This window comes from Pseudonocardia sp. TMWB2A (assembly GCF_017312135.1).
In genome coordinates, this window is record NZ_QKQY01000002.1 from 2,181,148 (window position 1) to 2,203,576 (window position 22,429).

The 22,429-nt window shown below is 74.7% G+C and carries 25 protein-coding genes; 16 read left to right on the plus strand and 9 right to left on the minus strand.

The window, feature by feature from the left end; translation table 11 throughout:
* The first annotated feature begins 113 nt into the window (after positions 1-113).
* The 5 genes from DMP17_RS24950 (at position 114) to DMP17_RS24970 (ending at position 6,769) form a co-directional block, all read left to right on the plus strand.
* Positions 114-584 carry an RrF2 family transcriptional regulator gene (locus tag DMP17_RS24950; protein ID WP_337830754.1) on the plus strand — a complete coding sequence of 157 codons (471 nt, stop codon included), beginning with the start codon at positions 114-116 and terminating at the stop codon, positions 582-584.
* Between the two features lie 10 nt (positions 585-594).
* Positions 595-1,077, plus strand: a complete 483-nt coding sequence (locus DMP17_RS24955) for a carboxymuconolactone decarboxylase family protein (RefSeq protein WP_337830755.1) — start codon at positions 595-597, stop codon at positions 1,075-1,077.
* A gap of 127 nt (positions 1,078-1,204) precedes the next feature.
* Entirely contained in the window at positions 1,205-3,526 is a 2,322-nt protein-coding gene (locus DMP17_RS24960) for an FdhF/YdeP family oxidoreductase (protein ID WP_337830756.1), read from the plus strand.
* Between the two features lie 101 nt (positions 3,527-3,627).
* A complete protein-coding gene (locus DMP17_RS24965; RefSeq protein WP_226354201.1) occupies positions 3,628-4,863 on the plus strand; it encodes a multidrug effflux MFS transporter in 1,236 nt (411 codons plus the stop codon).
* Positions 4,864-4,912: 49 nt separating this feature from the next.
* A complete protein-coding gene (locus DMP17_RS24970) occupies positions 4,913-6,769 on the plus strand; it encodes an ABC transporter ATP-binding protein (RefSeq protein WP_226367898.1) in 1,857 nt (618 codons plus the stop codon).
* Here the strand turns inward: DMP17_RS24970 and DMP17_RS24975 are convergent.
* On the minus strand, positions 6,766-7,293 hold the full coding sequence (locus DMP17_RS24975) for a bifunctional nuclease family protein (RefSeq protein ID WP_226354203.1): 528 nt from the start codon (positions 7,291-7,293) through the stop codon (positions 6,766-6,768). The two genes, DMP17_RS24970 and DMP17_RS24975, sit on opposite strands and share 4 nt — an antisense overlap.
* 68 nt (positions 7,294-7,361) lie before the next feature.
* Entirely contained in the window at positions 7,362-8,099 is a 738-nt protein-coding gene (locus tag DMP17_RS24980; protein ID WP_337830757.1) for an SDR family oxidoreductase, read from the minus strand.
* A 107-nt stretch (positions 8,100-8,206) separates the two neighbouring features.
* Here DMP17_RS24980 and DMP17_RS24985 point away from each other — a divergent pair, with 107 nt between their 5' ends.
* Positions 8,207-9,253, plus strand: a complete 1,047-nt coding sequence (locus DMP17_RS24985; RefSeq protein WP_226367900.1) for an FAD-dependent oxidoreductase — start codon at positions 8,207-8,209, stop codon at positions 9,251-9,253.
* Position 9,254: 1 nt separating this feature from the next.
* Entirely contained in the window at positions 9,255-10,121 is an 867-nt protein-coding gene (gene sigJ, locus DMP17_RS24990) for an RNA polymerase sigma factor SigJ (protein WP_337830758.1), read from the plus strand.
* A gap of 370 nt (positions 10,122-10,491) precedes the next feature.
* Here the strand turns inward: sigJ and DMP17_RS24995 are convergent, their stop codons facing one another.
* Positions 10,492-11,514: an AraC family transcriptional regulator gene (locus DMP17_RS24995; RefSeq protein ID WP_337830759.1), complete on the minus strand. Its 1,023-nt coding sequence runs from the start codon at positions 11,512-11,514 to the stop codon at positions 10,492-10,494.
* A gap of 134 nt (positions 11,515-11,648) precedes the next feature.
* Between DMP17_RS24995 and DMP17_RS25000 the strand changes: the two genes are divergently transcribed.
* The 3 genes from DMP17_RS25000 to DMP17_RS25010 all read left to right on the plus strand — a co-directional run bounded on the left by DMP17_RS25000 (position 11,649) and on the right by DMP17_RS25010 (position 13,345).
* Positions 11,649-12,512: an NmrA family NAD(P)-binding protein gene (locus DMP17_RS25000; protein ID WP_337830760.1), complete on the plus strand. Its 864-nt coding sequence runs from the start codon at positions 11,649-11,651 to the stop codon at positions 12,510-12,512.
* Positions 12,509-12,928, plus strand: coding sequence for an anthrone oxygenase family protein (locus DMP17_RS25005; protein ID WP_226354209.1), 420 nt, complete (start codon positions 12,509-12,511; stop codon positions 12,926-12,928). Before DMP17_RS25000 ends, DMP17_RS25005 begins: the two co-directional genes overlap by 4 nt.
* Before the next feature lie 138 nt (positions 12,929-13,066).
* Positions 13,067-13,345: a hypothetical protein gene (locus DMP17_RS25010; protein ID WP_062398562.1), complete on the plus strand. Its 279-nt coding sequence runs from the start codon at positions 13,067-13,069 to the stop codon at positions 13,343-13,345.
* A 66-nt stretch (positions 13,346-13,411) separates the two neighbouring features.
* Here the strand turns inward: DMP17_RS25010 and DMP17_RS25015 are convergent, their stop codons facing one another.
* Together DMP17_RS25015 and DMP17_RS25020 are read right to left on the minus strand one after the other, a co-directional pair.
* Positions 13,412-14,875, minus strand: a complete 1,464-nt coding sequence (locus DMP17_RS25015) for a peptide MFS transporter (RefSeq protein WP_226367904.1) — start codon at positions 14,873-14,875, stop codon at positions 13,412-13,414.
* Between the two features lie 72 nt (positions 14,876-14,947).
* On the minus strand, positions 14,948-15,937 hold the full coding sequence (locus DMP17_RS25020) for a Gfo/Idh/MocA family protein (protein WP_337830761.1): 990 nt from the start codon (positions 15,935-15,937) through the stop codon (positions 14,948-14,950).
* A gap of 128 nt (positions 15,938-16,065) precedes the next feature.
* Between DMP17_RS25020 and DMP17_RS25025 the strand changes: the two genes are divergently transcribed.
* The gene (locus DMP17_RS25025) at positions 16,066-16,476 is read left to right on the plus strand and encodes a VOC family protein (protein WP_226354212.1); all 411 of its coding nucleotides are present in this window, start codon (positions 16,066-16,068) and stop codon (positions 16,474-16,476) included.
* Positions 16,477-16,531: 55 nt separating this feature from the next.
* Here the strand turns inward: DMP17_RS25025 and aroQ are convergent, their stop codons facing one another.
* From aroQ to DMP17_RS25040, 3 genes are read right to left on the minus strand one after another with little or no spacing between them, the layout of a single operon-like run.
* Complete coding sequence (gene aroQ / locus DMP17_RS25030) at positions 16,532-17,005, minus strand: type II 3-dehydroquinate dehydratase (RefSeq protein WP_337832728.1); 474 nt, start codon at positions 17,003-17,005, stop codon at positions 16,532-16,534.
* Between the two features lie 4 nt (positions 17,006-17,009).
* A complete protein-coding gene (locus DMP17_RS25035) occupies positions 17,010-17,678 on the minus strand; it encodes a response regulator transcription factor (RefSeq protein WP_226354213.1) in 669 nt (222 codons plus the stop codon).
* Positions 17,675-19,024, minus strand: a complete 1,350-nt coding sequence (locus DMP17_RS25040) for a sensor histidine kinase (RefSeq protein ID WP_337830762.1) — start codon at positions 19,022-19,024, stop codon at positions 17,675-17,677. Before DMP17_RS25040 ends, DMP17_RS25035 begins: the two co-directional genes overlap by 4 nt.
* A gap of 168 nt (positions 19,025-19,192) precedes the next feature.
* Between DMP17_RS25040 and DMP17_RS25045 the strand changes: the two genes are divergently transcribed.
* From DMP17_RS25045 to DMP17_RS25060, 4 genes are read left to right on the plus strand one after another with little or no spacing between them, the layout of a single operon-like run.
* Entirely contained in the window at positions 19,193-19,768 is a 576-nt protein-coding gene (locus DMP17_RS25045; protein WP_337830763.1) for a DUF1707 SHOCT-like domain-containing protein, read from the plus strand.
* Positions 19,765-20,286 carry a hypothetical protein gene (locus DMP17_RS25050; protein WP_337830764.1) on the plus strand — a complete coding sequence of 174 codons (522 nt, stop codon included), beginning with the start codon at positions 19,765-19,767 and terminating at the stop codon, positions 20,284-20,286. The genes DMP17_RS25045 and DMP17_RS25050 overlap by 4 nt, the downstream gene beginning before the upstream one ends.
* Positions 20,287-20,294: 8 nt before the next feature.
* On the plus strand, positions 20,295-20,621 hold the full coding sequence (locus tag DMP17_RS25055; RefSeq protein ID WP_073575964.1) for an ArsR/SmtB family transcription factor: 327 nt from the start codon (positions 20,295-20,297) through the stop codon (positions 20,619-20,621).
* Positions 20,611-21,099, plus strand: a complete 489-nt coding sequence (locus DMP17_RS25060; RefSeq protein ID WP_308016859.1) for an SRPBCC family protein — start codon at positions 20,611-20,613, stop codon at positions 21,097-21,099. Before DMP17_RS25055 ends, DMP17_RS25060 begins: the two co-directional genes overlap by 11 nt.
* Before the next feature lie 57 nt (positions 21,100-21,156).
* Here DMP17_RS25060 and DMP17_RS25065 read toward each other — a convergent pair whose 3' ends face one another.
* A complete protein-coding gene (locus DMP17_RS25065) occupies positions 21,157-21,657 on the minus strand; it encodes a J-domain-containing protein (protein WP_337830765.1) in 501 nt (166 codons plus the stop codon).
* Positions 21,658-21,730: 73 nt separating this feature from the next.
* On the opposite strand from DMP17_RS25065, the gene DMP17_RS25070 reads away from it, so the two are divergent.
* Positions 21,731-22,387, plus strand: coding sequence for a nuclease-related domain-containing protein (locus DMP17_RS25070; RefSeq protein ID WP_337830766.1), 657 nt, complete (start codon positions 21,731-21,733; stop codon positions 22,385-22,387).
* Positions 22,388-22,429 lie beyond the last annotated feature (42 nt).

The window sequence follows — 22,429 nt, forward strand, 5'->3', positions numbered from 1 at the left end:
CCGGCCCCCGGAGCTCCCGGGGCCGGCCGTCGGTCGTGTGCCTCGGATGTTCGCGGGAGACCGGCGCCCCGAATTCTGGACAACTTACATCCTGGATATGTAGTGTCCGGATCATGCGGATGAGCCAGGGCGTCGAGTGGGCACTGCACTGCTGCCTGAACCTCGCCTGGGTCGGCGGGCCGGTGCCCGGCGCCCGGCTGGCCGGTTTCTACGACCTCCCGCCCGCCTACCTGAACAAGCAGCTCCAGGCCCTGGTCCGGGCCGGGGTCTGCGAGTCGGTGCCCGGCCCGCGCGGCGGCTTCCGCCTCGCCCGGGACCCGGCGGAGGTGTCCCTGCTCGACGTCGTCGTCGCGCTGGAGGGACCGGAGGAGGCGTTCCGCTGCACCTCCATCCTGGGCGCCGCACCCGGCGGTGACCCGTCCGCGGACTACTCGCGGTCGTGCGCGATCTCGTTGTCCATGCGCTCGGCCGAGCTGGCCTGGCGCCGTGAGCTGGCCGCGCGCTCGCTCGCCGACGTGAGCGCCGACGTCGTCCGGTCCGCCCCCGACGCGCCGCAGCGCGCGCGGGCAGCACTCACCCCCTGAGGAGACCATCGTGGAACCCCGCATCACCCGCCCCTACCGCCACGTCCCGGACGGCTACCGCGCCCTGACCGCGCTGGAGGCCTCCACCCGCGACGACGCCGTCCTCCCGCACGCCCTGCAGGAGCTCGTGCGGCTGCGGGCGTCGCAGATCAACGGCTGCGGCTTCTGCATGGACATGCACTCGCACGACGCGCTGGACTCCGGCGAGACCGTCGAGCGCCTGTTCTCCGTCGCCGCCTGGCGGGAGGCCCCGTGGTTCACCCGCGAGGAGCGGGCCGCACTGGCCCTCACCGAGGAGGTGACCCGGCTGGCCGACCGGCCCGACGCCGTCCCGGACGCGGTGTGGGACGAGGCCGCCGCGGTGTTCGACGAGCGGGCCCTGACCCTGCTGGTCACCACGATCGCGACGATCAACGCCTGGAACCGGATCAGCGTCGCCACCCGGCAGGTCGCAGGGAGCCACCGACGCACCGCATCCGCGAGTCGCGACTGATATATTAGTCGTCACCCACAGGCCCGCTGCGCGCCTGATCCTGCGCTGGGGCAACATCGTTTCCGAGCCCCGCACGCGTGGGTAGCCTGACTCGTTCTGCTGTCGTTGTGTTCCAGATGAGGTGCCCGTGTCCCCCACCCCGGTCAACAGCGCCCCGATCCACCCCCCGGTCGACACCGAGGAGTCCGATCTGCGCGTCTCGGAGCGGAAGACCTCCGCCGCCGGGGCGAAGGCCGTTGCGATCTCCATGAAGCGCTCCCTCGCCGAACAGGGCGTGGTGAAGACCGCCAAGAACCTGCTCACGATGAACCAGGTCGACGGCTTCGACTGCATGAGCTGCGCCTGGCCGGACCCGGCCCCGGGCGAGCGGCACACCGCCGAGTTCTGCGAGAACGGCGCGAAGGCCGTGTCCTGGGAGGGCGACCGCCGCCGGGTCACCCCCGAGTTCTTCGCCGAGCACTCCATCGCCGACCTGCGGGACCGCAGTGCGCACTGGCTGGAGAGCCAGGGCAGGCTGACCCACCCGATGGTCCGCCGGGCCGGCGGCACGCACTACGAGCCCATCTCGTGGGACGACGCGTTCGACCTGGTCGGGACCCACCTGCGCGCCCTGTCGAGCCCGGACGAGGCGCTGTTCTACACCTCCGGCCGGGCCTCGAACGAGGCCGCGTTCGTCTACCAGCTGTTCGCCCGCGCCTACGGCACGAACAACCTGCCCGACTGCTCGAACATGTGCCACGAGTCGACCTCGGTCGGCCTGGCCGAGGCGATCGGCGTCGGCAAGGGCTCGGTCTCGCTGCAGGACCTGCACGACGCCGACCTGATCGTCATCTCCGGGCAGAACCCGGGCACCAACCACCCGCGCATGCTGTCGGCGCTGGAGACGGCCAAGAAGAACGGCGCGCGGATCCTCGCGGTCAACCCGCTGCCCGAGGCCGGGCTGTTCAAGTTCGACAACCCGCAGACCCCGCGCGGCATGTCCGGCATCGGCACCCACCTGGCCGACGAGTTCCTGCAGATCCGCAGCAACGGCGACCTCGCGCTGTGGCAGGCGTTCGGGCACCTGCTGCTCGCCGCCGAGGACCGCAACCCGGGCAGCGTGCTGGACCGCGACTTCATCGAGCGGCACACGAACGGCTTCGAGGCCTACGCCGCGCACGTGAAGGACCTGGACCGCGACGCCGTCGTCGCCGCGACCGGGCTCACCTGGGGCGAGATCGAGAAGGCCGCGGAGATGCTCGCGACCTCGAAGCGGATCGTGAACTGCTGGGCGATGGGCATCACCCAGCACCGCAACGCCGTGAACACGATCAAGGAGATGGTGAACGTCGCCCTGCTCCAGGGCATGATCGGCAAGCCGGGCGCGGGCCTGTGCCCGGTCCGTGGTCACTCCAACGTGCAGGGCGACCGCACGATGGGCATCTGGGAGCGGGTCGCGGACAGCTTCCTCGACGCGATCCGCGACGAGTTCGGCTTCGAGCCGCCCCGCGAGCACGGCCACGACTCGGTCGCGGCGGTGCAGGCGATGGCCGACGGGCGGGCGAGCGTGTTCGTCGGCCTGGGCGGCAACTTCTCCCAGGCGATGTCGGACACCGGCGTCACCGAGCCGGCGCTGGAGCGCTGCGCGCTGACCGTGCAGATCTCGACCAAGCTGAACCGGTCGCACGTCGTCGCCGGGACCGACGCGCTGATCCTGCCCGCGCTGGGCCGCACCGAGAAGGACCTGACCGGCGGCCGGGCACAGCGGGTCACCGTCGAGGACTCGATGTCGGCGGTGCACGCCTCGCACGGCCGCTCCGAGCCGGCCGGTGAGCTGTTGCGTTCCGAGGTCGACATCCTGTGCGGGATCGCGCGTGCCACCCTCGGCGCGGACCACCTCGTCCCGTGGGCCGACTTCGCCGCCGACTACGACCGCATCCGCGACCGGATCGGCCGGGTCGTCCCGGGCTGCGAGGCCTACACCGAGAAGATCGCCCGCTCCGGCGGGTTCACCCTCGCCCACCCGCCGCGGGACAGCCGCACCTTCCCGACGGCGTCGGGCAAGGCGGAGTTCACCGTCAGCCCGCTGGAGGTGCTGACGCTGCCCGAGGGCCGCCTGGTCCTGCAGAGCCTGCGCAGCCACGACCAGTTCAACACCACGATCTACGGCCTGGACGACCGCTACCGCGGCATCCACTCCGGCCGCCGGGTCGTGTTCATCTCCGACGCCGACCTGCGCGAGCTGGGCTTCGCCGACGGCGAACGGGTGAACCTGGTCAGCGAGTGGACCGACGGCAGCGAGCGGCGCGCGGACGACTTCCGGCTGGTGTCGTACTCGACGCCGAAGGGCTGCATCGCCGCGTACTACCCGGAGACGAACCCGCTGATCCCGCTCGAGTCCTACGCGGAGTCCTCGCGCTGCCCGACGTCGAAGTGGGTGCAGGTGCGACTGGAGCCCGCCACCCGGTGATCGACGTGTGAGCGCGCTCACCCGTCCGGTGATGTCCGGGCGGAATCGGCGTCACCCCTCGTGAGGTTGCACCGTTCGGCCACACGAGGGGGGACGTCCGAGTGACCACCACTGCAGTCACCGCGCCGAGCCGATTACGGATCGCGCTGATCCTGGGCGCGTTGATCGCGCTCGGTCCACTGACGATCGACACGTACCTGCCCGCGCTGCCGGACGTCGGGCGCGACCTCGTCGCGTCCGAGCCGGTCGTGCAGCTGACGCTGACCGGCACGCTCGCCGGTCTCGCGCTCGGCCAGCTGGTGATCGGCCCGCTGTCCGACGCCTACGGCCGGCGCCGGCTCCTGCTCGCCGGCACCGCCGTGCACGTGCTGGCCTCCGCGCTGGTCGCGGTCGCCCCGAGCATCGAGGTGCTGGCGGTGCTGCGGGTGCTGCAGGGCGTCGGCGCCTCGGCGGGCGCGGTGATCGGTCTCGCCGTGGTGCGCGACCTGTTCACCGGCCGGGCCGCGGCGACCATGCTCTCGCGGCTGATCCTGGTGATGGGCGCCTTCCCGGTGCTCGCCCCGACCCTCGGCGCCGCCCTGCTCAACTGGGTCTCCTGGCGCGGGGTCTTCCTGTTCCTGGCCGGCTACGGCCTGGTCATGCTGGCCGTGGTCACCTCGGGGCTGCCCGAGACCCTCCCCGTCTCCCGACGCCGGTCGGCCCGGTTCGGCCCCACCCTGCGGACCTACGGCGGGCTGCTGCGCGACCGGACCTTCGTCGGGCTGGTGCTCGTCGCCGGGCTCGCGATGGGCGCGCTTTTCAGCTACGTCTCCGGCGCCGCGTACGTCTACCAGCAGCAGTTCGGGATGGACCAGCAGACGTTCGGCATCGCCTTCGGCGCCGGCGCGATCTGGCTGGTCGTCGGCACCCAGCTCAACCCGGTGGTGCTGCGCCGCTTCGAGCCCCGCCAGGTGATGTCGACCGCCGTCGCCGCGGGGGTGCTCGTCGGGCTCGTGCTGGCCGTGCTCACCGCGACCGGCACCGGCGGCCTGCCCGCCGTGCTCGCCGGGGTGTGGGCACTGCTGCTGGCCTGTGGCTTCGTCCTGCCGAACGCGCCCGCGCTGGCGCTGGCCCGGCACGGCGAGTCCGCCGGGACGGCGTCGGCGCTGCTGGGGTCGCTGCAGTTCGGGATCGGCGCCGCGACCTCGCCCGTGGTCGGGCTGCTCGGCAACGACGCGGCCGCGATGGGCACCGCCATGTTCGGCGCGATCGCGCTCGCCGGGATCGCGCTGGTCGTCGTCGCACGGCCGTGGACGCTGCCGGACCTGAACGAGGAGCCCGGGCTCGCGGCCGCGTGAGAGCCCGCACTTGACCTGAAGTCAACTTCAGTTCGTAGCGTGCCGCACCATGGACGCGAGCACCTGGACGGCCCTGCGCAACGCGAGCACCGAGCCCGGCAGGCGCACCCGCCCGGCCGGGGAGACGGCCCGTCGGATCCTGGCCTTCGCCCGGCCGCACCGGCGGCGGATCGCGGCGTTCCTCGCCGTGAGCACCGCCGCCGCCGTGCTGACGGTGGCGGTGCCGCTGCTGGCCGGGCGGGCCACCGACGCGGTGACCCGCGGCGAGCCGCTGTCGGTGCTCGCGCTGCTGGCCGGGCTGATGGCGGCCGTCGCGCTGGTCGAGGCGGCGCTGTCGATGCTGACCCGCTGGTACTCGGCGAACCTCGGCGAGAGCCTGATCCACCAGCTCCGGACCACCGTGTTCGACCACGTGCAGCGGATGCCGGTCGCGTTCTTCACCCGCACCCGCACCGGCGCTCTGGTGTCGCGGCTGAACTCCGACGTGCTCGGGGCGCAGCGGGCGTTCTCCGACACCCTCGCCGGGGTGGTGTCCAACGTCGTCGTGCTGGTGCTGACCCTCGCCGCGATGCTGGTGATCTCCTGGCCGGTGACCCTGCTGGTGACGCTGCTGCTGCCGGCGTTCCTGGTCCCGGCCCGGCTGATGGGGCGGCGGCTGGCCGCGCTGGAGCGGGCGGCCGCGGACCACAACGCGGCGATGAGCACCCGGATGACCGAGCGGTTCTCCGCGCCCGGCGCCACCCTGATCACGCTGTTCGGCCGCCCGGAGCGCGAGTCCGCGGAGTTCGCCGAACGGGCCGACCGGGTCCGTGCGATCGGGGTGCGCTCGGCGATGCTGCAGTGGACGTTCGTGACGGCGCTGACGCTCGCGTCGTCGCTGGCCGTCGCCGTCGTCTACGGGGTCGGGGGCGGGTTCGCGCTGGCCGGGGCGCTGTCGGCGGGGAACGTCGTGGCGCTCGCGCTGCTGCTGACCCGGCTCTACCAGCCGCTGACCGCGCTGGCCGGCGCCCGGATGGAGATCATGACCGTGCTGGTCAGCTTCGAGCGGGTGCTCGAGGTGCTCGACCTGGAGCCGATGATCACCGACGCCCCGGACGCGCGCCCGGTGCCGGACGGGCCGGTCGGCGTCGAGTTCGACCGGGTCTCGTTCGCCTACCCGACCGCCGACCAGGTGTCGCTGGCGTCGCTGGAGGAGGTCGCGACGCTCGACACCCGCGGCGGCGAGCAGGTGCTGCACGACGTCTCGTTCCGCGCGGCGCCCGGGGCGGTGGTGGCGGTCGTCGGGTCGTCGGGGGCCGGGAAGTCCACGGTCGCCCAGCTGCTCGCCCGCCTCTACGACGTCGGCGACGGCGCGGTCCGGATCGGCGGGGTGGACGTGCGCGAGCTGACGACCGCCTCGGTGCACCGCGCGGTCGGGTTCGTGACCCAGGACGGGCACCTGCTCCACGACACGGTGGCGGCGAACCTGCGGATCGGGGCACCGGAGGCCACGGACGCCGAGCTGTGGGCGGCGCTGCGCCGGGCCCGGCTCGACGGCCTGGTGGCGGCCCTGCCGGACGGACTCGGGACCGTCGTCGGGGAGCGGGGGTACCGGCTGTCCGGCGGGGAGCGCCAGCGGATGACGATCGCGCGGGTGCTGCTGGCCCGGCCGCGGATCGTGGTGCTGGACGAGGCCACGGCCAGCCTGGACACCACCTCGGAGGCCGCGGTGCAGGCGGCGCTGGCCGAGGCGCTGGACGGGCGGACCGCGCTCGTCATCGCGCACCGGCTGTCCACCGTCCGCCACGCAGACGAGATCCTCGTGCTCGAACAGGGCCGGATCGTCGAGCGCGGGGACCACGCCGGGCTGCTCGCCCGGGGCGGGCGCTACGCCGAGCTGTGGGCCGGGGCGCCGGCCGCGGCCTAGCGGAAGTCCTCCGGCGACACCTCGTCGATGAACTCGCGGAACTCCTGCATCTGCTGCTCCGGCGGGGCGTCCGCCGGGCCGGCGGTGGCCGCGCGGGCCTGCGCGGCGGCGCCGGTGGTGTCGTCGCCGTCGGGGGGCAGGACGTCGTCGACGGCCTGGCCGACCTCGTCGAGCACGTGCTCGGCCATCCCGATCGGCAGCCCCTCCCGGACGGCCAGCGACAACGCGTCCGACGGTCGCACGGCCAGCCGGGTGCCGCCGTCGAAGACCAGCTCGGCGGTGTAGACGCCGTCGACGAGGTCCGAGATCTCGACCTGTTCCAGGGTGCGGCCCAGGGCCTCCACGACCGGGAGCAGCACGTCCTGGGTGAGCGGGGTGCCCTCGTCGTCGCGCGGGCCCACGGCGATGACCTCGGCCTGCGGGGGCCGCAGGAACACCGGCACGCAGCGGTCGCCGTCGGCCTCGCCGAGCAGCAGCACCGGCTGGCGCGACCGGGCATGCACGATCAGGCGAAGGACGTGCATCCTCCGAGTCATTCGCACAGTGTCCCCCGCGACGGCAGGTGACGGAAGTCTCAGAAAGAGACGCCCCCTCAGCCCCGGGCGAGCCAGGGCATCGTCGTCGCCGCGACGGTCAGGAACTGCACGTTCGCCTCCGGCGGCAGCCCGGCCATGTAGACGACGGCGTCGGCGACGTGCCGGACGTCGAAGGTGGCCTCCGGCCGCACCGAGCCGTCGGCCTGCTTGGCGCCGGTCGCGATGCCCGCGGTCATCTCGGTGGCGGCGTTGCCGATGTCGATCTGACCGCAGGCGATGCCGAACCCGCGGCCGTCGAGCGAGAGCGACTTGGTCAGCCCGGTGATCGCGTGCTTGGTGGCCGTGTAGGGCGCGCTGCCCGGCCGCGGGACGTGCGCGGAGATCGAGCCGTTGTTGATGATCCGCCCGCCCTGCGGGTCCTGGGTCCGCATCGCCGCGAACGCCGCACGGGCGCAGAGGAACGAGCCGGTGAGGTTGACCGCGACGGCCGCGTTCCAGTCCTCGACGGAGATCTCGTCGACGGTGCCGCCCGCGCCGAACGTGCCGGCGTTGTTGACCAGCAGGTCGACCCGGCCCCAGCGCTCGTGCACCGCGGCGAACAGGGCGTCGACCGAGGCGGGGTCGGTGACGTCGGTGGGGACGGCGAGCGTCCCGTCGCGGCCCGCCGCGACCCCGGTCAGGGGCTCACGCCGGCGCCCGGCCAGTGCGACCCGCCAGCCGGCGTCGAGCAGGCCGCGGGTCACCGCCTCGCCGATGCCCGACCCGGCCCCGGTCACCACCGCCACCCCGCTCATGGGCCCACCCTGCCACGCGCCGACCGGTGACCCCGGACACAGATCGTCACGCGGGCGGCCCGGGCGGTGTCGGAGTCCCGACAGCGCACACACGGGAGGAGAGCGACATGGACGCGACGGTGCTGGTGGTCGGAGCGGGGTACGCGGGGGTCGCGGCGGCGAACCGGATCGCGGCGGGCGGGACGGCGGTCACGGTCGTCGACCCGCGGGAGGAGTTCGTCGAGCGGGTGCGGCTGCACCGGCTCGCCGCGGGCACCGGGGCGGCGACGGTCCCGCTGCGCGAGGTCCTGCACCGGCGGGTCCGCACCCGCGCGGCGCGGGTCACCCGGATCGGGGACGGCACGGCGACCCTCGACGACGGCGACGTGCTGCGGTTCGATCGGCTCGTGTACGCGGTCGGCAGCGGGGCGGGGACGGCCCCGGACGGCGCGCTGCGGGTGGACACCCTGGAGGGCGCCCGCCGGGTGCACGACGCCGCCGCGGCCCTGCCCGACGGGGCGGTCGTCGCCGTCGTCGGGGCGGGGCTGACCGGGCTGGAGACGGCCACCGAGCTCGCCGCCGCCCGGCCCGGCCTGCGCGTGCGGCTGCTGTCGGCGGGCCCGGTCGCCGCGGAGCTGCCCGCCCGCAGCCGGGACCGGGTCCGCGCCCGGCTGGCGTCGCTGGGGGTGGAGGTCGGTGAGGGCGTCACGGTGACCGACCCGGCCGCGCTCGGCGCCGAACTGGTCGTGTGGACCACGACGCCCGCGGTCCCGGGGCTGGCCCGGGACTCCGGCCTGCCCGTCGACGACGACGGCCGCCTGCGCACCGACGCCACGCTCACCTGCACCGGCGACGCCCGGATCGTCGGCGCGGGCGACGCCGTCGCCGCCCCGCCGGAGGTCGGGCTGGTCCGCGCGAGCTGCCAGGCCGCCCTCCCGCTCGGGGTCGCCGCGGCACGCACCGTGCTCGCGGGCCTGCGCGGACGCCCCGCACCGGCGGCCTCGGTGTCCTACGCCGCGCAGTGCCTGGCGCTCGGGCCGGACGCCGCGCTGATCCAGCTCGTGGACCGCCACGACGTGCCCCGGCCGGTCGCGCTCGGCGGCGGCGCGGCGGCCGTGGTGAAGGAGCAGGTGTGCCGCTACGCGCTGCGCCGGGCCCGGGGGCGGGTGGCCTGAGGTGGACCCGCTCGCCGAGTTCGACCGTCACCGCGGCCTGCTGTTCGCCGTCGCCTACGAGATCCTCGGCAGCGTCGCCGACGCCGAGGACGTGCTGCAGGACAGCTGGCTGCGCTGGTCGGCCACCGCGCACGACGAGGTGGGGAACCCGCGGGCGTACCTGGCGCGGGTGGTGTCGCGGCAGGCGCTGAACCGGCTGCGCACCGTGGCCCGGGCCCGGGAGACCTACCCGGGACCGTGGCTGCCCGACCCGCTGCCGACCGGCGACGACGGCGCCGCCGACCGCGCCCTGCGCACCGACGACGTGACCGTCGCGATGTTGCTCGTGCTGGAGACTCTCGCCCCGGAGGAGCGTGCGGTGTTCGTGCTGCGGGAGGCCTTCGGCACCGGCTACGACGAGATCGCCGCCGCGACCGGGCGCCCGGTCGCCACGGTCCGGCAGATCGCGCGCCGGGCGCGCGAGCACGTGCGGGCCCGCCGGCTGCGCTTCACCGTGCCCCCGGACCGGGCCCGTCGGGTGGCGGAGGCGTTCGTCGGGGCGGCGCTGGGCGGCGACGTCGCGGCGCTGACCGCGCTGCTGGCCCCCGAGGTCGTCTCGCTCGCCGACGGCGGCGGCGCGGTGTCGGCGGCCCGGCGCCCGATCCGCGGGGCGGAGAAGGTCGCGCGGTTCCTCGTCGGGCTGGCGGCGCGGCCGCTGCCGGGTGCGCTGACCGGCGCCGCGGAGTTCAACGGGCTCCCCGCGGTGGTGGTGCGGGGGCCGGACGGCGTCGACAGCGTCGTGCTCATCGAGGTGTCCGAGGTGGACGGGGCCGACCTGGTCACCGCGGTCTACGCGGTACGCAACCCGGAGAAGCTCGCCCACCTGTGAGCACCCGGGCCCGGGTGCCGGCCGGCGGCACCTCGGGCTCTCTCCCGCCGTCTCGCGCGCACGCTAGAGAAGCGCAGACGACCCGAGCGGGCGGGCGCACGTAGCGTTCTCTAGCCCTGTCTCGGATCGTCCCGAGAGCAGCGCAGACGAGTGCATCGACCGTCGATCCGACTCTGTACCGCTTTCTCGCACCAGCACTAGATAGCGTCATACGACGACATCGACGCACGCGCATGCCATCGCATACAGCCGTCTAGAACGGTCGCGAGAGATCCGGATACGGGACGATCGACCTGATGCGCTGCTCCTCTCACGGTGGCGTCGCCGCAGCGTAGCAGCCCTCTGTCGAACGTGTGTGCGAGGGCCCGGATCAGCTCCGGAAGGCGGCGAGGGCGTCGGCCGTGCCCGCGAGCCCGTGCCGGCGCACCCGTCCGGCGGGCTCCCCGACGACCCGCGAGAAGGCCCGCGCGAACGCCGCCTCGGAGCGGTAGCCGAACCGGTGGGCCGCCTGCGCCACCGTCCCACTCCCCCCTGACAGGAACTCGGCGGCGGCGTGCATCCGCCACCGGGTCACGTAGCCCATCGCGGACTCGCCGACGAGCTCGGTGAACCGGGCGGAGAACGCCGACCGCGACATGGCCGCCGTCGCGGCGAGCGCGGCGACCGTCCAGTCCCGCTCCGGCTCGCGGTGCACCGCGGCGAGCGCGCGGCCGATCCGGTCGTCGGCGAGCGCCCCGAGCCAGCCGGTGCGGGTGGCCGCGTCGGCCTGCAGCCGGCCGCGCACCGCCTGGAGGACCAGCACGTCGGCCAGCCGGGTGATCACCGCGTCGCTGCCGGGGCCGCCGTGCTCGACCTCCGCGGCCAGCAGCCGCAGTGTGTCCTGCACCCGGTCCCCGATCGGCGACGGCTCGACCCGGACGAGGTCGGGCAGGCTCGCGACGAGGTCGCCCGCGGCGGGGTGGGAGAACCGGACCGCGCCGCACACCATCCGGGTCACCGGACCGTCGCCGCCGTGCCGGAGCAGGGCGTAGCGCCCGTCGAGCATCGGGTGCGGGATCGACCGGATGTCCGGGGCGGACACACCGGGCGCGCTGCGCAGCACGTGCCCGGTCCCCCGCGGTACGACGACGAGCTCGCCGGGCCGCAGCGCGCGGTCGGCCCCGTCCCCGGTCCCGCCGCCGCCGGCGCCGGCGCCGGCGCCGTCGCCGTCGACGGTGAGCCGGCACCCGCCGGAGGTGACGACGTGGAACCAGAGGCAGCCCGGCGTCGGCGGCAGCGTCATCCCCCACGGCTCGCCGAGCTCGGAGCGGCAGTAGAAGACGCCGTCCATCCGCAGCACGTGCAGCGCCTCCCCGAGCGGGTCGGCGGCCGGGAACGGCGGCGCGGTGGACACGGTGCACAGCATGACAGTCCGTCCACAGCTCATCCCCACCTGTGGACGAACGAGCATCAGTTGTGGATCCATAGCCATTCTCCGTCCGGTCGACGGCGGTGATCGTGGACGGACACCGACGAGAGGAGTTCGACATGATCACCGTGCTGGGTGCGACCGGGAACGTGGGATCGCAGGTCGTCCGGGAGCTGACCGCGGCCGGGGTGGACGTCCGCGCCGTCGCGCGCCGCCCGGCCGTCGCCGCGCCGGGGGTGCGGCCGTGGCCCGGTGACCTGGGCGACCGGGCGTTCCTGCGCCGGGCGTTCGACGGCGCGGCCGCCGCGTTCGTGCTGCTGCCGTTCGACGTCACCGGGCCCGACCACGCCGCCCACCAGGCCCGGCTCGGGGAGTCGGTCGTCGCCGCGCTGCGGGACGCGGCCGTGCCCCGGGTCGTCGCGCTGAGCTCGCTCGGGGCGGAGGTCCCGGGCGGCCCCGACCTCGCCGCGACCGGCTACCTGGGCAGCCTGCACGACCAGGAGGCCCGGCTGGCGACGCTCGACGCGCACGTCACCCGGGTCCGGCCGGGCCTGTTCCTGGAGTCCTTCCTGTGGTCGGTCGACGCCATGCGGGCGCACGGGGTGCACGCGGACTCGGTCGACCCGGACGTCGCGCTGCCGATGGTCGCCACCCGCGACGTCGGCCGGGCCGCCGCCGCGGCACTGCTCGCCCCGGACGCGCCGGGGGTCGTCGAGGTGCAGGGCGCGGCGGACCGGACGGTGCCCGACGCCGTCGCCGCGCTCGGGCCCGCGCTGGGCCTGCCGGACCTGGCCTACGTGCGCGTCCCGGACGAGGAGATGGAGCGGCTGCTGCGCGGGGCCGGGCTGTCCGTGGACGGGGCGCGGCTGCACGTCGCGATGAACCGGGCGTTCAACCGCGGGGAGATCCGCGCGCACGGCCCGCGGGGCGCCGTCGACGGCGTGCTGACCGTCGAGGAGTGGGCGGCGGGGGTGGCGGGATGACCGGCGTCCTCGACGGCGCCACCCTCACCGGGGCCGGCCTGCTCGGCGGGGTCTACCTGGCCTTCTCGGTCGCGGTGCTCCCCGCCCTGCGTCGTCGCCCCGCCGCGGAGGCGGTCGCGGTGATGCGCGGGGTGAACCGGGTGATCGTGAACCCGGTGTTCGGGACGCTGTTCGCCGGCACCGCACTGCTCGCCGGCGCGGTGACGGTGGCCGGGGCGCTCGGCGGGCAGCCGCTGCGGATCGCGGGCGGGGTCGCGGTGCTGGCCGGGTTCGCCGTGACCGCCGCGGTGAACATCCCGCTCAACAACGCCCTGGAGCGCGACGGCGACTGGGCCGCGTTCGCCCCGCGGTGGAGCGCCGCGAACCACCTCCGGGGGGCGTTCTCGGCACTCGGCGTGGCCCTGCTGCTGCTCTGAGTCGAACGTGTGTGCGACATCTCGGGGACCCGTCTGGCGTCTGCCGGGGCGGGCGGGGCACGCTGGTCGCCGCGCCCGCTCCCCCGGGTGCGGACCGGCCGTCGCCCGCGACGGCTCCGCAGCGACGACCGGGGGAGCATGAACACCCACGAACGACGGCGGCTGGCCGCCCTGCGCACCGACCGCGAGACGGTGCTCGCCGCCGCGGCCGCGCTGCGGCACGAGGCCGTGCAGGCGCGCTACGCCGGACTCAGCCGCCCCGAGATCGCGTTCGGCCTGGCCTCGGTGCTGGAGATGCTGGCGATGCGGATCGCCGACCAGCCCCCGGACGTCCGCGCGCACGTCGTGCGGATCGCCCGGGAGATGGCCGGCGACACGATGGACTCACCGACGATCCGGCGCACCCGTCGTCGGTGATCCACCGGAGTTGTCCACAGGTGTGTGCACAGCTGGGGACGGATCGAACTGGTGTTCGACCGGGGCCTAGCGGACGCCCTCCATCAGGACCTTCAGCTTCGGCACCAGCGCGACGACGACGAGGCCGACCACGATCGCGGTCACCCCGGTGATGCCGAAGTAGGCCACCTCGGCGCCCTCGCTGTAGAGCTCCGCGAGCAGCCCGGACAGCACGGTGCCCATCGAGACCGACAGGAAGAACAGCGCCACCATCTGGGTCTGGAACGCCTGCGGCGCCAGCTTGGTCGACAGCGACTGCCCGACCGGCGAGGTGAACAGCTCGGCCAGGCAGAACACCAGCAGGATCCCGACGACCGCGAGCAGCGGCGTCCCGTTGGCGCCGGTGCCGGCGAACGGCACGAACAGCAGGAACGCGCAGCCGACGACCACGGTGCCGATCGCCATCTTCAGCGGCGACGACGGCTGGCGCGGCCCGAGCTTGGTCCACACCGTGGCGTAGACGCCGGCGAGCAGGATGACGAAGACCGGCTCGATCGACTGGGTCCAGGTCACCGGCATCTCCCAGCCGAGGATCGTCCGGTCCAGGCGCTTGTCGGCGTAGATGGTGAGCACGGTGAAGATCTGCTGGAAGATCGCCCAGAACATCACCGAGGCGAGCCACATCGGCAGGAACGCCAGCACCCGGCGGCGCTCGACGCGGTCCACCTTCGGGCTGGTCAGCATGAGCGTGAAGTAGGAGACGGTCGCGACCAGGACGATCCCGAACACGATCCACTTCAGCCGGTCGGCGGTGATCACGTCGGTGGCGATCAGGACACCGACGACGACCAGCAGCGCGACCGCGCCGATCCCGGCCCGGATCCGGGTGGCGGCCGGGAGCGGGTTCGGGACGACCCAGCCCGACTCCGGGAGCGCGCGCCGGTTGAACCAGTACTGGACCAGGCCGATCGCCATGCCGACCGCGGCGGCGCCGAAGCCGATGTGGAAGCCCCACGTCGACTGCAGCAGCCCGGTGAGCAGCGGCCCGCTGAAGGCACCGATGTTGACGCCCAGGTAGAAGATCGAGAACCCGGCGTCGCGACGGTCGTCGCCCGGGCCGTAGAGCGACGCCAGGATCGTCGAGGCGTTCGCCTTGATCCCGCCGCTGCCGAACGCGACCAGCACCAGGCCGATCGCGAGCCCGGGCGCACCGGGGACCAGGGCCAGCGCGATGTGGCCCGCCATCACCGAGACGGCGCTACCGAACAGCACCCGCTCGGGACCGAAGAGCCGGTCGGCGGACCAGGCCGCGAGGATCGTCGAGAGGTAGACGGTGCCGCCGTAGGCGCCGACGATGCCCGCCGCCACCCCCTCGTCCAGACCCAGGCCGCCCTGGGTGGCCGAGTAGTACATGTAGATGAGCAGGATCCCCTGCATGCCGTAGAAGGAGAACCGCTCGAACATCTCGACGCCGAACAGGGTCGAGAGCTGGACGGGGTGGCCGAGAAAGGTCCTCTCCCGGCGCTGGGATGTGGTCGTGGTGTCGGACACGCCGTTCGGTCTACTCCGCGACGCAACGGTCGTAAAGCGCTTGACGAGTGACCGTCACCGCATCGCAACCCGTCAGAGGGACGCCGGTCCCTCTTCCGGGACCATCCCGACCCGGTCGGCGACGGCGGCCATGACGTCCTGGACGGCGACGGTGTCCGCGAGCGGCATGACCGGGCTCTCGGTCTCCCCGGCCGCGACCCGGCGGGTCACCTCCTCGATCTCGTGCGCGTAGCCGCGCCCGGTGGCCGGCAGCACGATCTCCTCGGGGTCGGCGCCGTGCCGGTGCACCACGATCCGGTCCGGGTGGTGGAAGCGCGGCGGCACCTCGATCCAGCCCTCGGTGCCGATCACCCGGGCCGAGCCGGGCATCGCGCACTGCAGGCTGACCTGCAGTGCGGCGCTGCGGCCGTCGGGCCAGCCGAGCAGGATCGACTCCTCCAGGTCCACACCGGACGGCGTCAGCGCACCGCTCGCGGCGACCGTACCGGGGCTGCCGAGCAGCATCTGGGCGAACGAGACCACGTAGACGCCGAGGTCGAACAGGGCACCGCCGCCGAGCTCCGGGGAGAAGAAGCGGTCGTCGTCCGCGGTGCGGTTGCGCACGCCGAGGTCGGCCTGCACGGAGCGGACCTCCCCGATCGCGCCCTCGGCGACGAGCTCGCGCAGCCGGACGACGGCCGGGAAGAACCGCGTCCACATCGCCTCCATCACGAACACGCCCCGGCGGCGGGCGGCCGCGGCGATCTCGCGGGTCGCGACGGAGCTGACGGTGAACGCCTTCTCCACCATCAGCGCCTTCCCGGCCTCGATCGCGGCCAGGGCGATCGCGCGGTGCTGCGGGTGCGGGGTCGCGACGTAGAGCACGTCGACGTCGGGGTCGTCGAGGATCGCCCGGTAGCCGGTGTGCACCCGCTCGATCCCGTGCCGGCGGGCGAACTCCGCGCCGCGTTCCGCGGAACGCGACGCGACGGCGACGAGCTCGGCGCCGGGCACGTGCGCGAAGTCCGGCGCGACGGCGTCGGCGATGCGGCCCGGACCGATGATTCCCCACTTCACGCTCATGGCCCCGATCCTGCCCGGCCCCGGCGGGAAGTTCCCGGCGGCCGACCGATGAGTCCGGTCACCGCGCCCGGTCCACCCCTTCGAACGGCACCGGAACCTCCGGCGCCACGTCCACACAGGAGCCCGCGATGCCGAACATGATCTTCGTGAACCTGCCGGTCGCCGACCTCGGCACGGCGAAGGCCTTCTACTCCGCGCTCGGTTTCGGGCTGAACGAGCAGTTCTCCGACGAGCGCACCGCGTCGTTCGTGGTCAGCGACGCCATCGTGATCATGGTGATGGCGCAGGACCGGTTCCGGGAGTTCACCGAGCAGCCCAGTGTCGCCGACCCGCGGACCGCCCGCGAGGTCATCAACGCCTTCGGCGTGGAGAGCCGCGACGACGTCGACCGGCTGATCGACGCCGGTCTGGCCGCGGGCGGGACGCTGTCCGGCAAGACCGAGGACCACGGCTTCATGTACGGCCGCGGCATCGACGACCCGGACGGCCACCACCTGGAGTTCGTGTGGATGGACCCGTCGGCCGTCGCCGGGGGGTGACCGGCGCCCGGTCCGCCGCTGCCGCCCACGGGGGGTGCGGCAGCGGCGGTCCCGGTCAGACCGCGCGCAGCGGGCGCGCCTTGCGGACGAGCCCGTCGATGGCGAGTGCGTAGCCGTCGACGCCGAACCCGACGACGATCCCGGCCGCCACCGGCGAGACGAACGAGTGGTGCCGGAAGGTCTCGCGGCCGTGCACGTTGGAGATGTGCACCTCGACCGTGGGGAGCTCGGCGCCCTCGATCGCGTCGTGCAGCGCGACCGAGGTGTGGGTGTAGGCGGCGGCGTTGAGGACCAGGCCGACCGCGTCGCCGCGCTTCACCGCGGCACCGGCCTCGTGGATCCAGTCGACGAGGACGCCCTCGTGGTTGGTCTGGCGGAAGTCCAGCTCGAGATGGTGCGCGGCGGCCGACTCCCGGCACAGCGCCTCGACGTCGGCGAGCACGGTGGTCCCGTACACCTCCGGCTTGCGGGTCCCGAGCAGGTTGAGGTTCGGGCCGTTGAACACGAAGACGGTGGTCACGCCCGCGATCCTCTCAGCCGCGCCAGCCGGGGCGGACCAGGCCCGACTCGTAGGCCAGTACGACCAGCTGCGCGCGGTCCCGGGCGCCGAGCTTGGTCATCGTGCGGCTGACGTGGGTCTTCGCCGTCGTCGGGCTCATGTGCAGGCGGGCGGCGATCTCGTCGTTGGACAGCCCGGCCGCGACCTCGGCGAGGACCTCCCGCTCGCGGTCGGTGAGCTCGCCGAGCCGGACCGCGCCGTCGGGGCCGCCCCGGGAGCGCGCCGCGAACTCGGCGATCAGGGTGCGGGTGACCGCCGGGGCGAGCAGGGCCTCCCCGCTGTGGACGACCCGGATGGCGTGGATGAGGTCGGCCGGTTCGGAGTCCTTGACCAGGAAGCCGCTGGCGCCGCCGCGGATCGCGTCGAAGACGTAGGAGTCGTCGGTGAAGGTGGTCAGGACGACCACCCGGGTGCCGGCGAGGTCCGGGTCGTCGGTGATCTCCCGGGTCGCGGTGATGCCGTCGGTGCCGGGCATGCGGATGTCCATGAGGACGACGTCCGGGTGGTGCTCACGGGCCGCGGTGACGGCCTGTGCGCCGTCGGCGGCCTCGGCGACCACGTCCAGGTCGGGCTGGGAACCGAGCAGGGCGCGGAACCCGGAGCGGACGAGCGCCTGGTCGTCGGCGAGCAGGACGCGGATCACCTGTCGGCTCCCGGGGTCGTGGGGCGGTCGGTCGCCCCGGTCGACCCCACCCGTCCGGTCGCAGCCGGTTCCACGTGCGGCCGGGCGTCCGGGGCAGCACGGTCCGGGGCGGCGGCGTCCGAGGCGGGGGCGTCGGCCGGAGCGGCGGGGGCGCCCGGAACGGTGGGGTCGTCCGGGGCGGCGCGGTCGGCCGGGGGCGCGGGCAGGTGGGCGTGCACCCGGAAGCCCCGCTCCGGGCCCGGCCCCGCCTCCAGGGTCCCGCCGACCGAGCGCGCGCGCTCGCGCATGCCGGTCAGCCCCGTGCCGTCCACCGCGCCGGGCGCCGGGCCGGCACCGTCGTCGTCGACGGTCAGGTCCAGCGCGTCGTCGCCGAACCGGAGGGTGACCACCGCGGTGCCCGCCCCCGCGTGCCGACGCGTGTTGGTCAGCGACTCCTGCACGATCCGGTACGCGGCCAGGTCCACCCCGGTCGGCAGCGGCCGCGGGGTCCCCTCGGTGCCGCGGTGCACCGGCAGCCCCGCGACGCGCACCTCGTCGAGCAGCGCGTCGAGCCGGTCCAGGCCGGGGGTGGGCGCACGCGGTGCCTGCTCGTCGACCCCGCGCAGCACGCCGAGGGTGGAGCGCATCTCGCGCAGCAGGTCGCGGCTGGCCCGCTTGATCTCGGTGAGCGCGGTGCGGGCCTGCTCCGGGTCGTCGTCCATCAGGTAGAGCGCGACCCCGGCCTGCACGTTGATCAGGGAGACGTGGTGGCCCAGCACGTCGTGCAGCTCCTGGGCGATGCGCAGCCGTTCGGCGTCGGCGCTGCGCCGACGCTCGGCCTCGGCGGCCCGCCGGGCCTGCGCCGTGCGCTCGCGCCGGACCCGCCACAGGGCGCCGCCCGCGACGAGCGCCGCCAGCCAGGCCAGCACCGGCGCGGTCGCCGGCCACGGGATCGGCCGCCCGGTCAGGAGCAGCCACCCGGCCAGCACGGCCAGCGCGACGACGAGCACCGCGAGCGCCCGGTGGTGGCGCCCCGCGGCGACCGCGGACACCAGCGCCACGGCGAACGCGAACCCCAGCGGCCCCAGCAGCGGGTACCCCAGGCCCAGGTAGACGACGACCGCGGCCGCGCACACCGCGAGCGCCACGACCCGGTTCAGGTGCCGGAACAGCAGCGCGACCGGCCCCACCGCGAGCAGCACGGCGGCGAGCCCGTCGAGCGGGAGCGCCGTCGTGTCCGGGTCCGGGTACTGCGCGCTGCGGACGGCGTAGAACGCCGTCCCGCCCACGGTGAACAGGCCGACGACCAGCGCGGGGACGAGGATCCGCGCGATCCCGCCCCACCTCGGACGTCGGTCGGCGGGCACGCGGGACACCGTAGACCGGGGCACCGACAGCGGTCGTCGTCCGGACGGTGACCGGTGCCGTACACCCGCGGGAGTACGCGGGCGGCCGCTCCTTCCCCGGGGGCGGCAGCGGGATCGGCGACCGCGGGCGGACGCGCGCGCCCCCTCGGCACGGCGACACTGGCCGTCATGACAGCGACTCCGGACACCCGTCCCGCACCCGGACCGGCCACCGCACCGGCACCGGCCGCACCGTCCTCCGCCACTCCGTCCCCCGCCACACCGCTCCCGGCCGACACGGCCCCGACCGCGCCCACGGCGACGACCGCGGGCGGCCTCCCGCCCCGGTCCGACGCCCTGCTCGCCTCGGACGCCGAGCGCGAGCACGTCACCGCCCGGCTGCGGACGGCCGCCGCCGAGGGGCGCCTGACCCTCGCCGAGTCCGACGAGCGGCAGGCCGCCGCCTACGCCGCCCGCACCCGCGACGAGCTCGTCCCGCTGCTCGCCGGGCTGCCCCGCCCGCCGCTCCCGCGTCGCCCCCGGCGCGGTCCGCTCACCCCCCGCGCGCAGCGCAACCTGCGGATCCACGCCGGGGTGACCGTCGCCGTGCTGCTCCTGCTGGTGCTGGGCGCGGTGCTCGGCCCGGCGCCGCTGTTCGTCCCGATCGGGCCGGCGTTCTGGCTGGGCCTGATCCTGTTCGTGCACTCCCGGCGGGCCGAGCGCGAGGCGTCGCCGGACGAGGAGCTGCCCGAGGAACTGCGGTGACCGCCGTCGCCGAGTGGGCCGGACGGACCGCACCGCGGCGGCTCGCCCGGCGCCCGCGGGCCGCGCTGCGGACGGTGCACGTGCTGCTCGCGGTGGCCTGGACCGGCGCGTCGCTGGTGATGCTGGTGCTGCCCGTGGCGGTGCTGCTGCAGGGCACCGACGCCGGGTTCGCCGTCGCGGTGATGGGCACCGTCGGGAACGGGATGATCCCGTTCCTCGCCGTCGGCACCGTCCTCAGCGGGGCGGCCCTCGGTCTCGGAACGGCGTGGGGGCTGTTCCGGTACCGCTGGGTCGTCGCGAAGACCGTGCTGGCGCTGGCGGTGATCGTCTCGTCGGTCGCGCTCACCACCGGGTGGGTCGACACCGCCGCGGCCGGTGACCGGTCGGTCCTGCCGCTGCTGGTCGCGGCGTCGGTGCTGCACCAGGTGATGCTGCTGGGCGCGACGGTGCTGTCGGTGGAGAAGCCCGGCGGACGGCTGTCCCGGCAGCGGTTGACAGGCAACCGAATGGTTGCATAATTGGCCGCGTGACCGACGTGGACGCCGTCTTCCGCGCACTCGCGGACCCGACGCGGCGGCGCATCCTCGACCGGTTGCACGAGCAGGGCGAGTCGACGCTCGGCGCACTGTGCGAGGGACTGGACATGAGCCGGCAGGCCGTGTCCAAGCACCTCGCGCAGCTGGAGGCGGCCGGGCTGGTGACGACCCTGCGTCGCGGCCGGGAGAAGCTCCACCACCTCGACCCGGTCCCCATCCAGGAGATCCACGACCGGTGGATCGGGAAGTTCGAGCGCAGCCGGGTGCAGGCGGTCACCGCCCTGCGCGCGGCGCTGGAGGAGCACGATGAGCAGTGAGCGCAGGTTCGTCTACACGACCTACATCCGCAGCACCGCCGAGCAGGTGTTCCGGGCGCTGACCACGCCCGCGTTCACCATGCAGTACTGGGGCGGCGCGGAGCTGACCTCGGACTGGCGCGTCGGGAGCCCGCTGGAGGCGGTCCATCCCGACCGCGACGACTTCATCGGCGAGATCCTCGCCGTCGAGCCGCCGCACCGGCTGTCCTACACCTTCACCGGCCGCGCCGAACAGGCCGCGGGGCGGCCGCCGACCGTCGTCGAGTTCGCGGTCTCCCCGTTCGGCGACGAGGCGGTGAAGCTGCAGGTCGTCCACACCGGCTTCACCGACGACGAGCAGGGCGCGCAGGACGTCCGCGACGTCGGCGAGGGCTGGCCCGCGATCCTGTCCGCGCTCAAGACGCTGCTGGAGACCGACCGGCCGCTGGCCTCCCCCGGTCACTTCGCGCCACGGACACCGGCGACGCACGCCCGGTGAGTCCGCGCGCGGACCTGTCGCCCGGTGGTCTCCGGGCCGGAGGGTCCCCGACGGCTCTCAGCGGCCGAACAGGCGGGCCCACCAGCCACGGCGGGACCCCGGCGCGGGCTCCGCGGTGGCGGGCGGCGGCGCGACGGCCCGGGCGACGGCCCGCCGTCGCTCCCGGGCCGTGTGCCAGCGCGCGACGACCTCGTCGGCGTCGAGCCTGCGGATCGGCACGCGCGGGCCCATCGGGTGGCGCATGTAATCGACGACCCGGGAGTTGACCTCCTCGACGTGCTCGCGCACGCGGCGCTCGTCGACGAAGCGGGTGACGGTCTCGTCGATCCGGTCCAGCTCCTTGCGCAGCTGGATCGACGGCGGCAGCATCGCGTCGCCCGGGACGCCCTCCCGCTCCAGGTAGCCGCGGATCCACCAGTTCTCGTCGACCGGGCCGATCCGTCCCGCGCCGGGCAACGGCTTGCCCTTGCCGGGCAGGTCGTCGAAGTCGCCCCGCTCGACGGCCTCCCGGATCGTCCGGTCGACCGGTGACTCGAACCGCGGGTCCACACCGTTCATGGCTGCACCACCCCGTCGCGAGGTTACCGGCGAGCGCCCTTTCCTGTCGGTGGTCGGGTGCACACTCCGCGCCATGACGACGACACCCGCGACGACCCCCACGACCGACCGTTCCCGCGCGCTGGACCTGGCGCGCCACTACCCCGGCCGGCGGGTGGGGCACGTCGCCGCGCAGCAGCGGAGGGCGGGGTTCCCCGACCGGAACTGGCGCCTCGGCGCCGACGGCGAGCAGCGCACCGCGCACCTGCTGACCGCGCTGACGGGGCGGACCCGCCGGGACCGGCTGCTCGGCAGGCCCGCGGCGTGGCAGGTCCTGCACTCGGTCCCGCTCGACGGCGGCGCGGCCGATCTCGACCACGTCCTGATCGGGCCACCCGGCATCTGCGTCATCGACACCCGCCACCACCGCGGCCGCTCCCTGCTCCTCGACGGCGAGCGGCTGGTCGTCGCGGGGACGGCCACGGACGCGGTGCCGCGGGCCCGGGCCGAGGCGCAGCGGGTCCGCGAGCTGCTGCTCCCCCGGCTCGGGGCCGCCGCCGCGTCGATGCCGGTCCGCCCGGTGATCGCGCTGGTCGGGGCCCCGCTCCGGGTACGCCGCTGGCCCGACGACGTCGTGGTCGCCACCGAGGGCGCGCTGGTGTACGCCCTGCGTGGGCTGACCCCGGTGCTCGGCCCACGGGAGGTGGAGCGGATCCACGCCGTCGCCCGGCGCCCGGAGAGCTGGGGGTGAGGCGTGCGCCGGGTCACGGCGCCTTCCCCGCGCGGGGCCGGA

Excerpts from the sequence above, each read along its gene's own strand:
- DMP17_RS24950 (WP_337830754.1), top strand. The coding sequence starts at position 114 with ATGCGGATGAGCCAGGGCGTCGAGTGGGCACTGCACTGCTGCCTGAAC.
- DMP17_RS24970 (WP_226367898.1), top strand. The coding sequence starts at position 4,913 with ATGGACGCGAGCACCTGGACGGCCCTGCGCAACGCGAGCACCGAGCCC.
- DMP17_RS24975 (WP_226354203.1), bottom strand. The coding sequence starts at position 7,293 with ATGCACGTCCTTCGCCTGATCGTGCATGCCCGGTCGCGCCAGCCGGTG.
- DMP17_RS24980 (WP_337830757.1), bottom strand. The coding sequence starts at position 8,099 with ATGAGCGGGGTGGCGGTGGTGACCGGGGCCGGGTCGGGCATCGGCGAG.
- DMP17_RS24985 (WP_226367900.1), top strand. The coding sequence starts at position 8,207 with ATGGACGCGACGGTGCTGGTGGTCGGAGCGGGGTACGCGGGGGTCGCG.
- DMP17_RS25000 (WP_337830760.1), top strand. The coding sequence starts at position 11,649 with ATGATCACCGTGCTGGGTGCGACCGGGAACGTGGGATCGCAGGTCGTC.
- DMP17_RS25005 (WP_226354209.1), top strand. The coding sequence starts at position 12,509 with ATGACCGGCGTCCTCGACGGCGCCACCCTCACCGGGGCCGGCCTGCTC.
- DMP17_RS25010 (WP_062398562.1), top strand. The coding sequence starts at position 13,067 with ATGAACACCCACGAACGACGGCGGCTGGCCGCCCTGCGCACCGACCGC.
- DMP17_RS25020 (WP_337830761.1), bottom strand. The coding sequence starts at position 15,937 with ATGAGCGTGAAGTGGGGAATCATCGGTCCGGGCCGCATCGCCGACGCC.
- DMP17_RS25025 (WP_226354212.1), top strand. The coding sequence starts at position 16,066 with ATGCCGAACATGATCTTCGTGAACCTGCCGGTCGCCGACCTCGGCACG.
- DMP17_RS25045 (WP_337830763.1), top strand. The coding sequence starts at position 19,193 with ATGACAGCGACTCCGGACACCCGTCCCGCACCCGGACCGGCCACCGCA.
- DMP17_RS25060 (WP_308016859.1), top strand. The coding sequence starts at position 20,611 with ATGAGCAGTGAGCGCAGGTTCGTCTACACGACCTACATCCGCAGCACC.
- DMP17_RS25065 (WP_337830765.1), bottom strand. The coding sequence starts at position 21,657 with ATGAACGGTGTGGACCCGCGGTTCGAGTCACCGGTCGACCGGACGATC.
- DMP17_RS25070 (WP_337830766.1), top strand. The coding sequence starts at position 21,731 with ATGACGACGACACCCGCGACGACCCCCACGACCGACCGTTCCCGCGCG.